The 10513-nt window shown below is 34.3% G+C and carries 19 protein-coding genes and 1 riboswitch; of the genes, 12 read left to right on the top strand and 7 right to left on the bottom strand.

Going from position 1 to position 10513, the window contains the following annotated elements; translation table 11 throughout:
- From TY13_RS05145 to TY13_RS05125, 5 genes are all read left to right on the top strand, one after another.
- Positions 1 to 702, top strand: a complete 702-nt coding sequence (locus TY13_RS05145; RefSeq protein WP_042472695.1) for a hypothetical protein — start codon at positions 1 to 3, stop codon at positions 700 to 702.
- Complete coding sequence (locus TY13_RS05140; RefSeq protein WP_042472693.1) at positions 695 to 1006, top strand: hypothetical protein; 312 nt, start codon at positions 695 to 697, stop codon at positions 1004 to 1006. Before TY13_RS05145 ends, TY13_RS05140 begins: the two co-directional genes overlap by 8 nt.
- Before the next feature lie 15 nt (positions 1007 to 1021).
- Positions 1022 to 1285 (top strand): hypothetical protein, encoded by a 264-nt coding sequence (locus TY13_RS05135; RefSeq protein WP_042472690.1) that lies wholly within the window; start codon positions 1022 to 1024, stop codon positions 1283 to 1285.
- Between the two features lie 325 nt (positions 1286 to 1610).
- Positions 1611 to 1793, top strand: a complete 183-nt coding sequence (locus TY13_RS05130) for a hypothetical protein (protein WP_042472688.1) — start codon at positions 1611 to 1613, stop codon at positions 1791 to 1793.
- A 112-nt stretch (positions 1794 to 1905) separates the two neighbouring features.
- On the top strand, positions 1906 to 2253 hold the full coding sequence (locus tag TY13_RS05125) for a hypothetical protein (protein WP_042472685.1): 348 nt from the start codon (positions 1906 to 1908) through the stop codon (positions 2251 to 2253).
- A gap of 60 nt (positions 2254 to 2313) precedes the next feature.
- Here the strand turns inward: TY13_RS05125 and TY13_RS20970 are convergent, their stop codons facing one another.
- Both TY13_RS20970 and TY13_RS05120 read right to left on the bottom strand, forming a co-directional pair.
- Complete coding sequence (locus TY13_RS20970; RefSeq protein WP_230199384.1) at positions 2314 to 2523, bottom strand: hypothetical protein; 210 nt, start codon at positions 2521 to 2523, stop codon at positions 2314 to 2316.
- Positions 2524 to 2535: 12 nt separating this feature from the next.
- Positions 2536 to 2952, bottom strand: a complete 417-nt coding sequence (locus tag TY13_RS05120) for a DUF4145 domain-containing protein (RefSeq protein WP_230199383.1) — start codon at positions 2950 to 2952, stop codon at positions 2536 to 2538.
- A 278-nt stretch (positions 2953 to 3230) separates the two neighbouring features.
- Between TY13_RS05120 and TY13_RS05115 the strand changes: the two genes are divergently transcribed.
- On the top strand, positions 3231 to 3449 hold the full coding sequence (locus tag TY13_RS05115) for a hypothetical protein (protein ID WP_042472683.1): 219 nt from the start codon (positions 3231 to 3233) through the stop codon (positions 3447 to 3449).
- A gap of 92 nt (positions 3450 to 3541) precedes the next feature.
- Here the strand turns inward: TY13_RS05115 and TY13_RS05110 are convergent, their stop codons facing one another.
- A complete protein-coding gene (locus tag TY13_RS05110; RefSeq protein ID WP_042472680.1) occupies positions 3542 to 3895 on the bottom strand; it encodes a hypothetical protein in 354 nt (117 codons plus the stop codon).
- Between the two features lie 139 nt (positions 3896 to 4034).
- Entirely contained in the window at positions 4035 to 4247 is a 213-nt protein-coding gene (locus tag TY13_RS05105) for a hypothetical protein (protein ID WP_042472676.1), read from the bottom strand.
- A gap of 263 nt (positions 4248 to 4510) precedes the next feature.
- On the opposite strand from TY13_RS05105, the gene TY13_RS05100 reads away from it, so the two are divergent.
- A complete protein-coding gene (locus TY13_RS05100; protein WP_042472674.1) occupies positions 4511 to 4744 on the top strand; it encodes a hypothetical protein in 234 nt (77 codons plus the stop codon).
- 2 nt (positions 4745 to 4746) lie between these two features.
- On the opposite strand, the gene TY13_RS05095 is transcribed toward TY13_RS05100, so the two are convergent.
- On the bottom strand, positions 4747 to 4959 hold the full coding sequence (locus TY13_RS05095; protein ID WP_042472671.1) for a YozE family protein: 213 nt from the start codon (positions 4957 to 4959) through the stop codon (positions 4747 to 4749).
- A 62-nt stretch (positions 4960 to 5021) separates the two neighbouring features.
- On the opposite strand from TY13_RS05095, the gene TY13_RS19685 reads away from it, so the two are divergent.
- From TY13_RS19685 to TY13_RS05065, 5 genes are all read left to right on the top strand, one after another.
- Positions 5022 to 5561, top strand: coding sequence for a Rha family transcriptional regulator (locus tag TY13_RS19685; protein WP_052344226.1), 540 nt, complete (start codon positions 5022 to 5024; stop codon positions 5559 to 5561).
- A gap of 301 nt (positions 5562 to 5862) precedes the next feature.
- Positions 5863 to 6210, top strand: coding sequence for a hypothetical protein (locus tag TY13_RS05080; protein ID WP_042472667.1), 348 nt, complete (start codon positions 5863 to 5865; stop codon positions 6208 to 6210).
- Positions 6211 to 6602: 392 nt separating this feature from the next.
- Positions 6603 to 6710, top strand: a riboswitch (SAM riboswitch).
- 91 nt (positions 6711 to 6801) lie between these two features.
- Positions 6802 to 7740, top strand: a complete 939-nt coding sequence (gene metA, locus TY13_RS05075; RefSeq protein ID WP_042472664.1) for a homoserine O-acetyltransferase MetA — start codon at positions 6802 to 6804, stop codon at positions 7738 to 7740.
- A gap of 11 nt (positions 7741 to 7751) precedes the next feature.
- A complete protein-coding gene (locus tag TY13_RS05070; RefSeq protein WP_042472662.1) occupies positions 7752 to 8141 on the top strand; it encodes a hypothetical protein in 390 nt (129 codons plus the stop codon).
- Positions 8142 to 8419: 278 nt separating this feature from the next.
- On the top strand, positions 8420 to 9088 hold the full coding sequence (locus TY13_RS05065; protein WP_042472659.1) for a DNA alkylation repair protein: 669 nt from the start codon (positions 8420 to 8422) through the stop codon (positions 9086 to 9088).
- A gap of 79 nt (positions 9089 to 9167) precedes the next feature.
- Here the strand turns inward: TY13_RS05065 and TY13_RS05060 are convergent, their stop codons facing one another.
- Positions 9168 to 9461 (bottom strand): HesB/YadR/YfhF family protein, encoded by a 294-nt coding sequence (locus TY13_RS05060; RefSeq protein WP_042472656.1) that lies wholly within the window; start codon positions 9459 to 9461, stop codon positions 9168 to 9170.
- A gap of 354 nt (positions 9462 to 9815) precedes the next feature.
- A complete protein-coding gene (plsY, locus tag TY13_RS05055) occupies positions 9816 to 10418 on the bottom strand; it encodes a glycerol-3-phosphate 1-O-acyltransferase PlsY (RefSeq protein ID WP_042472654.1) in 603 nt (200 codons plus the stop codon).
- Positions 10419 to 10513: the final 95 nt, after the last annotated feature.

The following is a 10513-nucleotide window of genomic DNA, read 5'->3' as shown; positions in this document are numbered from 1 at the left end:
ATGACGTTAATTGTGACCTTTAATATAGGCGGTGGCGCCAGTGTGATAACTACGGATACTAGACGAATTATGAATTTTTTTGGTAAGGAAATTGAAATTAAAGACAATAAAAAAAATAAAATAAAAAAGATTTCTGATTATACAATCGCTGCAGTAGGTGGCTTTGAGCAGATTGGCGATTTTGTAATAAAAGAAATAAAAAGAGAAGGGATTCAAGATATATTAGGAATAAGGTTGTATCTAAATAGATTAGATGCAGAAGTGCAAAAGAGATATAGAAGATTAATTTCGAAAGATGAGAGAACACAAATAATATTTGTGGGCATTTCACGAAATGGTATTTCCAATGTCCTGTACTATCTTCCGAATGAGGAGAGGTTAGAAAAAAGAATCATATTTTCTATTCTTGAAGAGGGTGTGTGTTTGGTGAATTATGCGCGCCCTGAGGAATTCGAAATTGACAATGTAATAAATGAAATAGTTATTGAAATAAAAAAAGGTATTCAATCTCATATGTCAACAGAGGAAAAAATTGAATTTATCCTTCAAGGGTTAGGTTATATGCACTTAGTGGCACATGAACATAAGCCAGATAAAATATCTGATTTGATGTGTTACGCTGCCATAATTAAAGCAGATTTTCCAGAGAATATTTTTATTGAAGGAACAGTAAAACTAAAGGAGGAAGAAAAAAGTGAATAAATTATTAATAGAACAGAATTATTTATTAAGCTCTATTAAAAGTGAGATAAAGGAAATTCGTTTATTATCAAAACGTGCAATAAAAAAAGTGAAAGAAACAGGGCCGAAAGAAAGTATAGCTGGGGTTAAAGATGGGATTAACTTTCTAAATAAAGGATTGAAAACTATAGAAAAAGAGATATTTCGCTGGAGGTTTAAAAACGCTACATTTGAATCAATAGATGGATTGAAGGAAATTCTTCACTGTTTAAAAGATGAAAAAGCGAAATTTATAATTGCATACAACGATGTAATTAATACCTAGAGTGGCGGTGACTTTATGGAGAAACAAAAATATGGTGTTCGTGATTTTATGGTACATGCTGTCGAAATTAATATTGAAGTGAATCGCAGGAAGTTAGTTTATAAAATGGAATCGGTAAACGATTATGACGCATTTAATAAAGCGGAGGAAAGTTTGCGTAATGCCGAAAAAAAGATTTTATCAATGAAAGGGCAAGAACCTACTTTTCAACTAATTGTTGATATTGGGAATCTATTAAAAGAAGTAATAAAAGTTGAGGAAGACATAAAGGATTTATAAATACATTCAAACAAAAAAACGTATGAGAATTCACTGTAGGTTAATGGACTTACAAATATAAGCGCGCTGGCTTGTACGTGAAAAAAGTCGTCATAATGAATTTATTTCATTAAAGTCATAAGAGTTTGTCTTACAAATACCTATAATAGTAGAGAAGAGTTTTATACATGAAGAGAATTATGATAATGTGATAGTTTTGGTTAACTGTTGCGCCTCCTTTCGTGAGAAGTCTGTCCTTTGGATAGGCTTCTTTTTTGGAAGCAAATACTAGACACATGCGTTCGTATTTCGTTATGATAGAAATATAAAGTGAGGAGGTGTAATTATGATTAAAAAACAATATTTAGGAGAAATCACTCTAGGCGCGAGTGTACCAAATTTAGTAGATGGAATAAATAGTTTATGGGAGCAAATTCAAAATGAATATGATCCGAAGCTTATAGAAGTACATCAAATTGTTGCAGAGGGTCCAGGTAGATATGTGATTATTTATAATTATTATTTATAGAATCATCACATAAAGTCACATCTAATCAGGTGTGGCTTTTTATATCAAAATTTTATTAATGCTTATATCTTCCAATTATCTTACAATTGTAGGTAGAGGGGAGGTGAGAAATATGAAAAAAGAATATATTGATTATGCTTTAAAACTACAACCAATAGGTGATTTGATAATTGAAATTTCTAATTTAATTGACTCGAATGATGCTGAAACATTAGAAAAAAGTGTTAGTAGGTATGAGTATGCAAGCAAAGAATTACAGAGCATCGTTCCACCAAAAGTAATAAAAGAATTGAGTGATCAATTAAATAATGCTTTGGTTGTGTGGATTGGCACTGTGAAAAAAATGGTTGTACTTGGTACTGATGAAGAAGCTAAAAAACAAATTGCAGCACAAAAGAATGCAGAAACGGTAATCAAGAATATTATTGATGAAATCGTTTTTACTTTCCAAAACAATTAATACATAAAAGTCACACTCATTACGAGTTGTGGCTTTTTATTGTTCAATAAAAAAGACCCCTTATTCAGGAGTCTTAATTTTATCACGTTCTTCAATACCTTTTCTTTTACCTTCAGGTAATTTATTGAATAAAGCTTCAATGGTCTTTGGGCGAGTAATTCTATCTTCAACTATAAAGTTAATAAGCTCAAATAACTGATTGGCAGTTTCAAAATCATCTTTTAAATCAAGTTGTCCAGGATGTACGGATTCGTTTCCTATTACTCGCACTATATCTAATGCTTATTGAACATGTGGATGTAGCCCTTTTTGAACAAGAGAACCAATATCTTTATTTATGTCTTTTCCTGATTCACCTAGATGAACCATTAATTTTTGCAGAATTAATCGCAATATTGCAGCGGCACCTCTAGGAGATTTAGTAACTATACTTGCAGCTTCTAAATAATCATCAATTAATTCGATAGGTAAATCTTCATGTGGATTAGGAGCTAAGGTCTTTTCTGGGAAAATCATAACCTTATCTAACCATAACGAAAATTTAGTACAATATTCACATTTACTAGATTCTAAACCACGATAAGGGATAAAAATGTACGCAGCGTGACCTAGTTCATTCCAATCTTGTCTAGCATAAACATTACAATGAGGACAATGATAACTATCTTTTTTGTGTTTTGGAGGAAAATATTTTTCCATAGTACACCTCCATATTTTTCTATAATTCTAAGTCCTTTGTGTGGAGTAGTCAATATATCATTAGGGTTAAAAAGTTAGTTACTCTATCTCTGAAAAGAACAACAACCCTGACACATGTGTAATACATGAACTACGAGCGTTGCTTTATTTATATGAAACGTATTATTTAGTAACCCAAAGTAGCCAAAATATAAAATCATATTCATAGAATTACAATAGCAAAATGATTGATGGATAGCGAGGACTAACATATATTAAAGGTGTGAGGGGGTGAAGGTATGAAAGAATATGTTGACGCAATGAAAAGGAGCATTGATGATAAAGTAAACGTAGGGCAGTTAGTAACAAAGGTCTTTGTTTGTCCAGAGCTTTATAGATATATAAATGAATCAGGAGAGGATTTTAGTTATCCAGTATGCACGGCGGGTATGGGTATGGCACTTCAAGGAGTAAGAGTTGAAGAAAGCGTTGAAATATGTAATTTTGAAATTATTTAATTTAAATCTATATCTAGTAGAAGCACCCGTTCTTAGTGAATAGGTGCTTTTTGTATTGCTCCTCTAATAATCTACGGTGGAGAGTAAAGGGATTAAAAATATTCAAAGCCTTCTCCAATAAACCAGCGGTATAAGCTTTTAATTCCAAAAAATAATATAAATAAACCAACACCAATTAATCCACATCCAGAATAATAGTAGTTTAAAAACTTTGGGGAATCTTTCTTTATAAAATTATCTACCCGTTCAGTTGCATTCTGATATGCTTTATCAAGCTGATTCTCAAGGTATAATGTGTTTTCATTTGTTACTAGTTCAAGGGCAGTATTTTGATATGTATGTATTGAATCTGTCGTTTCAACTATATTATTTTTAAATTCTACATGAATGAAGAGGAACTTAATTCCTATGGCAATTAATACGAGTCCCACTATTGTACGAAACATTAGAATCACCTTCTTATATTAGTACATGTTTCTACGTAATATAATCGGGAAAGTTTCATGAAATAAAACGTTATTATCAGCAATTTAAATGTAACACAAAAAGCACCAGCTCCATGAGAGTAGATGCTTTTTTGTGTGGTTACCTATTTCTCCATTCGATTTCCATTCCAATAATCTCAGCAATTTGTTTTACTTCACTATACTTAATAGTTCCGCGAGAAAGTTTGTTTGAAATGTTTTGAACAGTAGTCTGCTTATCAACAGGCAACCCATCATTCATTTTCTCTACAACCTGTGTAAGAGTAAATCCTGTTTCTGCAAGCTTGCTTTTCACTTCATTTTTAATATCCATAATTCTACCTCCTGTTTATAGTATACCACATAATTAAACTATAACAAATAAAATTAAACTATATAGAATAAAAATGGTTGATATTTTATTTGTTATGGTTTAACATTACACTATAACGAATAAAAATAACGGTGTTGATGAATGGACAAGAAATAAGCCGTATATTACTCAAAGCGCTGAGCTGGCAGCCAATGAACTAGCCTATTACAACTTATAGCTTCTATGACGGTAGCAACGTTAATTCATGAAAGAGAGGTGAGAGTTTGGACGGCAAAGAAATATTCACAAATCTTAAAAACGCTTTTGAGGAAGCTGTGGACTTCACTTTGAAAAATGGAATGCAAAAAGGCGGTATTACAAAAGAAGATTTACAACAATCAAAACTGTTTGAGGCAATTCTGATTGAAGCAAATCTTAGACTTAAAGTTATAAACAAACCACGACAGGATGGTATTGCTGATTTGTTTACTGGTAGAAGAAAATATGAAGAATATTAATGTTATTTTTGAGTACTGTCATAGAACATTTTATAAGAGTATTCAAACACTCTCATGTAACTATCAGCAGTATGACTTTGTTCTAAGTATTCAACAATAGTCTGGTAATCTTTTGTGTTCGGGAATTTGTCATCTTCTAGTATCTCCTGGGCGATGTCCCCGATAGGTAAATTCACACCAACAAATTTAATTATCCATTCTTTGAAAGTTAACATTATGTATCACCTACCTTTCTACCAATATTTTAACAGAAAGGTAATCGGAAGGAGGAAACAAATTGAATCAATTAATGAAAGCTGATGTTCAAATGACGAGTTTGAATATTGCAGAGTTAACAGGTAAAAGGCACGCTGATGTAATGCGTGATATTCGTAAAGAAGTTGAGGAATTAGGAGAGGAAATAGCCCAACGCATTTTTGCACTCGGCTCTTATTTAGACAAAAACAAACAAGAAAGACCTTGTTACAAATTTGGCAAAGATGGAGCTATGCATTTGGCTTTGAAATACGATGCTGTAACTCGGTACAAAGTTATCAAACACATTGAAGAATTGGAGCAGGCGAAAAAGTTGCCAGTAAATAGTACAGTAGCACTTTTGGAAACAGCATTAAAACACGAGGTGAAAGGAGCTGGTACGGTGAAATCAGTCCAGCAACGACAAATGTATATCAGTATTAAAAATAAACAGCACAACGCCATTACAGATGCTCACAAGTATCAACATAGGCTTAAATGGCTTATGCGTTACCATTCGCTCTTAACAGACTTGGAGGTAGCAGAAATTAAACAGTGCATAAAACGCGCTACGCAAAATTAAAGGAGAGTGAAAAAGGTGAAACATAAAGGTTTATTACTAAATTTAGAAGCGATGTTGAAAGAAGCACATTTCACGCAAGAACATCTTAATATTATTGAAATGCTATTACAAATTTCTTCACCTGCAAGGTTAGAATGTCTTTTCTACCTTACAAAATCATGTTACAAAAAGGAGAGATTGGAAAAGTTGAAGGAGGAATTGCTTTGAAAGTAACTGTTAAAGAATGGTGTATCATGTCAGACCACAATAAACAATTGCTATTACGTGCTGTAGCAAATAAATAAGAAATGAGGGAATGGAAATGGAATTAACAAACAATGAACACGTAATTGGACATGCAAAAGAAACTGGTGAAAAACTATTAGCCTTACATTCAAGGTTAAATGTGATAGAGAAATTAGAAACAAAAATTAATTGGCTTTATGAAAGCTTTAATAATGCCGAACACCAAAAAATAGATACACATATTTGTTTCTACGAATGGCATACAGATATTACGGTTATTAGCGAATTAATGAGCGTTCTTGTGAAAGACATACGAGAACTATATATAGACCTAAATCATTTAAATGAAGGTTTATTTGAATATTTAACAGAGGTTCCAGGAGGGAGTTCGGTAAATGTGCCAACCGGTAGTATTTGTTTGTAAATGGACCACAAAAAAGCCACTGCGCCAACAGTGACTAATGAAAATACCACACACTCAATGTAACAAAAATAGTGAGCATCTTCAACCATTAGTGTGGCTGCTTCTTACTTTAAATCATAGATTCAATATAGCATCCACAGTTAGGAGGGCTATGAAACAGGGGAATGGTATGAGCTGTAAAGTTGTTTGGTTTATATAACAAAAGGACTATACCAATGATAATTTTCTATCGATTTAACTTTTTCGATAAACAATACTTCTCATTGTCATTAGCATGATGTAGAATAAAAAATATGAAAATTGATTGAGAAGCATAGTAAGTGTTGAAATAGGTTATTCCAACCCCTATTGCCAAAAATCAACGTACATGCTACAATAAACAAAATTAAAAAATCTTATCAAGAGAAGCCGAGGGATATGGCCCGTTGACGCTTCAGCAACCTCTAATACTTATTAGAAAGGTGCTAATTCCAGCGGGGTTATCCCCCGAGAGATAAGAGTGAACGGATTGCTACTAATCAACCCTCTCATTCTCGTATGCTGGAATGAGAGGGTTTTTTCATTTGTAATTCTAGAAATGGGGGAAGAGCAATGCCAATTAATATTCCGAAGCAATTGCCAGCAGGCGAGCTGCTAAGACAGGAGAAAATTTTCGTAATGGAGGAGGATCGTGCAAGAACACAACAAATCCGTCCTTTAAATATTTTAGTTTGTAACCTAATGCCAGAAAAAGAGAAAACCGAGCTGCAATTATTACGCTTATTAGGGAACACGCCATTACAAGTAAATGTAACATTTTTAAATACAGCGACATATGAATCGAAAAACGTTTCGAAATCGCATTTACAAACTTTTTATACAACATTTAATGAGATTAAACACCGTCGTTATGATGGCATGATTATCACAGGAGCGCCAATTGAGCGTATGGAGTTTGAAGACGTGATTTATTGGCAAGAAATCACGGAAATTATGGAGTGGGCAAAATTAAATGTCACTTCGATTATGAATATTTGTTGGGGGGCCCAAGCTGCTCTATATCATCATTATGGTATCGGTAAATATGAGCTGCTGAAAAAATGCTCAGGCGTTTACTCGCATGTGATTACTGATTTAACAGTAGATTTAGTGCGCGGCTTTAGCGATGAGTATGTTGCACCACACTCAAGACATACATCCGTATCGATAGAGGAAGTTCGTGCACATCCTGATTTACGTTTACTTAGCTACTCAGATGATGCAGGTGTCTTTATTGTACAGTCTAAAGATAATAAGCAAATTATGATTACTGGCCACTTAGAGTACGATGCAACAACGCTTGCAGATGAATATGAACGAGATGTAGCAAAGGGAGATAATGTTGAGGTTCCAGTTAACTATTTCCCAAATGATGATCCATCGAAAGCACCGAAAAATACATGGCGCGCCCATTCACACTTATTGTTCTATAACTGGTTGAACTATTATGTATACCAAGAAACACCTTATAAATGGGATTATGTTGATGAAGAGCTTGAATATCATATTTAGGAGCTATGGAGATGACAAAAAAGTTTTACATTGCCTCTAGCTTTCAAAACATCAATAATGTTCGCCATGTAAGCGAAGCATTCATTACAAAAGGTTTTCATCATACTTATGACTGGACACAGAATAGTCGCGCGGCGAGTTTAGAAGAATTGCGACTTATTGGCAATGCAGAAAAGGAAGCTGTCCAACAAGCAGATTTTTTAGTAGTATTGCTACCGGCTGGAAAGGGAAGTCATATTGAATTTGGTATAGCGCTAGCCGAAAATAAAAACATTTACTTACATTCACCAGATGAAAATGTATATCATATGGATTATACGAGCACCTTTTATCATTTGGACAATGTCAACATTATTGTTGGCACATATGAACAGCTGATTGAAGCTGTAAGTTTAAAATAAAGTCGTACTGCCCCCCTTTGGATATTATCTAAAGGGGGTTTTTATGGCGAAAAGAAAAAGAACATCTAAAGTCGATAAGTGGATTAAAGAGGGGTGTAGAATTGAGAGTCGGACTGATTATCTGAATCAATTATATGTGGTGAAAGCTTTAATATGATATATGATACAATATTAAAAAAGATAAATTTTGGAGGCACACCACCGCAATAAGACACTTCATAATATTTCCCGTCAAGGACATATTATGAAGCAGTGCTTTAATAAAGGAGTTGTATAAAATGGATGCAAAAAAAGATACAGATAAAAAGCGCTCTTCAAAAGCAGAAAACATTCTACTTCAGATTAATAGTAAAACTAAGTTAGGCGATTTACGAAAAATCGCGAAGGACATTAAAAAAGATCACGAACTAGCTATGGAACTTTGGTCAACTGAAGAGTTTTTGCCCAGACTATTAGCAATCTTAATCATGGACAAAAAACTTCTTTCACAAGATGTGCTAAATAAGCTCGATAAGGATATGCAGACTCACACTTTTGATGAGAGAAATAACTTAATGGATTGGTTAATGGCTAATCAGCTCACCAAAGACAAGAAGAATATTGCATTGATGGAGTCATGGGAAAATAGTCCTTCTGCTCTTCAAAGGCGAGCTTTCTGGTATTATCAAGCACGATTGAGATGGACTGGACAAACACCGCCTGATAACACCGCAAACTTGCTATCTATATTAGAAGCTAATATTACGCAGGAAGAACCAGAAGTTCAATGGGCTATGAATTTCACCGCAGGCTGGATAGGTGTTTATGATGAAAAGAATCGTGCACGTTGTATTAAACTTGGTGAGAAAACGGGTCTTTACAAAGATGATATAGTAGCAAAAGGATGTACTCCCAGTTATTTGCCAGAGTTCATTACGATTGAAGTGAACAAACGACATAATAATTAGTTACCTCTGAAAATTAATCAATGAACAATAAACAAAGCGATGCAGCTAACTCTTTATAAGAGCGTTGCATCGCTTTTATTTATGCTAGCTTATAGTCATAAGCCAATTCATCAAGCTGCTCGTTCACATCAACATGTAGATCATGCGCATTGAAAAACCATTCATCATTGCGTTCGATATAAAAGTGAACGCCATCGACAACTGTTTCTACACCAATCTCATGAGGTTGTTCACGGTTCATGCCTAGTGAAAAGCCTTCGTGGAAGCGGGAAGCCCCCCCGTATCTTGCATAAAAGCGGACATAATCACCTTGTTGGACTTCCATTTCTTTATGAAACCAATCTAAAGCTGCATCTGTTAAAACAATTTTCATGACGATACCCTCCGACATACATTTATCTTGATTCAGCAGAAAACTCCCACCTCTACAGGTGGAGAGATGAATGCTATATTTTGTTTTCTAAGATTCAATGGGTGTACAAACACGCACTAAATCAAGATAAACGCCCCGGCGGATGTCACAGATTTTTGAAGAGGAGCTTTTCGAGCGAGCTCGAAAAAAATCTGGACGCAATTACGCCGAGGTGTAATTAATCTAGTCACACAAACATGTGCGTTCTTCTGCCTTTTCTAATTGTATTTTAACGGATTTCCCGAGCTTGGAACAGTGAATTGCTTACAAAAAATAAGAATCGCCGATAATGCCCAGCGATTCTCATATTTTTTGCTAAATCCATTTCACTTTTGGCTCTGTGCCCGCTTTAATACGCTTAATATTTTCACGATGGCGATAAACGATAAACGTAAATAAAATCGCAATTAAAATAAATAAGGCAAAATCACCTGTTAAAACGAGGTAAACTATGCTATAAATAAGGGCGATGAGTGCGACAATCATAGACGTTAAACTAACCATTTTTGTTAGCTTAAGCGTAATGAAAAACGCTACGAAAAGCAGTAAAAATAACGGCCAAGTATAGCCTAGTACGACACCCGCAGAGGTTGCTACAGCTTTACCGCCTCGGAAGCTTGCGAAAATAGGGAAGATATGTCCTAATACAGCGACAACGCCTAAAATTAATGCATGAATTTGTATATCCTCGAAAAATGGTAGTAAAGGCAACAGGACAGCGGCAGTTCCTTTTAAAACGTCAAGAATTGTGACAATAAGACCTGCTTTTTTGCCAAGAACACGAAAAGTGTTCGTCCCACCTAAGTTTCCGCTTCCTTGTGTTCTAATATCTGTATTATAAAAAAGCTTACCAATCCATAATGCTGAAGGAATGGAGCCGATTAAATAAGCACAAATGAGTATAATAGCAATTGACATATATGTGCTCCTTTCAAAAAAATTAATAGTTGGTACTAATATGTTGTAATAATGATTATACACTGATTTCCTATCGATTGAATAGTAGATTGATT

Origin of the sequence: Bacillus ndiopicus, assembly GCF_000612805.1 — a bacterium.
GTDB classification, from domain to species: Bacteria; Bacillota; Bacilli; order Bacillales_A; family Planococcaceae; genus Metasolibacillus; species Metasolibacillus ndiopicus.
Note: the sequence above shows the minus strand (reverse complement) of the source record. Positions and strands in the feature narration are given on the sequence as shown.

What these genes read in the sequence shown, in the direction of transcription:
- TY13_RS05145 (WP_042472695.1), top strand. Translation starts at nt 1, where the DNA reads ATGACGTTAATTGTGACCTTTAATATAGGCGGTGGCGCCAGTGTGATA.
- TY13_RS05135 (WP_042472690.1), top strand. Translation starts at nt 1,022, where the DNA reads ATGGAGAAACAAAAATATGGTGTTCGTGATTTTATGGTACATGCTGTC.
- TY13_RS05130 (WP_042472688.1), top strand. Translation starts at nt 1,611, where the DNA reads ATGATTAAAAAACAATATTTAGGAGAAATCACTCTAGGCGCGAGTGTA.
- TY13_RS05125 (WP_042472685.1), top strand. Translation starts at nt 1,906, where the DNA reads ATGAAAAAAGAATATATTGATTATGCTTTAAAACTACAACCAATAGGT.
- TY13_RS05120 (WP_230199383.1), bottom strand. Translation starts at nt 2,952, where the DNA reads ATGGAAAAATATTTTCCTCCAAAACACAAAAAAGATAGTTATCATTGT.
- TY13_RS05115 (WP_042472683.1), top strand. Translation starts at nt 3,231, where the DNA reads ATGAAAGAATATGTTGACGCAATGAAAAGGAGCATTGATGATAAAGTA.
- TY13_RS05110 (WP_042472680.1), bottom strand. Translation starts at nt 3,895, where the DNA reads ATGTTTCGTACAATAGTGGGACTCGTATTAATTGCCATAGGAATTAAG.
- TY13_RS05105 (WP_042472676.1), bottom strand. Translation starts at nt 4,247, where the DNA reads ATGGATATTAAAAATGAAGTGAAAAGCAAGCTTGCAGAAACAGGATTT.
- TY13_RS05095 (WP_042472671.1), bottom strand. Translation starts at nt 4,959, where the DNA reads ATGTTAACTTTCAAAGAATGGATAATTAAATTTGTTGGTGTGAATTTA.
- TY13_RS05080 (WP_042472667.1), top strand. Translation starts at nt 5,863, where the DNA reads ATGGAATTAACAAACAATGAACACGTAATTGGACATGCAAAAGAAACT.
- metA (WP_042472664.1), top strand. Translation starts at nt 6,802, where the DNA reads ATGCCAATTAATATTCCGAAGCAATTGCCAGCAGGCGAGCTGCTAAGA.
- TY13_RS05070 (WP_042472662.1), top strand. Translation starts at nt 7,752, where the DNA reads ATGACAAAAAAGTTTTACATTGCCTCTAGCTTTCAAAACATCAATAAT.
- TY13_RS05065 (WP_042472659.1), top strand. Translation starts at nt 8,420, where the DNA reads ATGGATGCAAAAAAAGATACAGATAAAAAGCGCTCTTCAAAAGCAGAA.
- TY13_RS05060 (WP_042472656.1), bottom strand. Translation starts at nt 9,461, where the DNA reads ATGAAAATTGTTTTAACAGATGCAGCTTTAGATTGGTTTCATAAAGAA.
- plsY (WP_042472654.1), bottom strand. Translation starts at nt 10,418, where the DNA reads ATGTCAATTGCTATTATACTCATTTGTGCTTATTTAATCGGCTCCATT.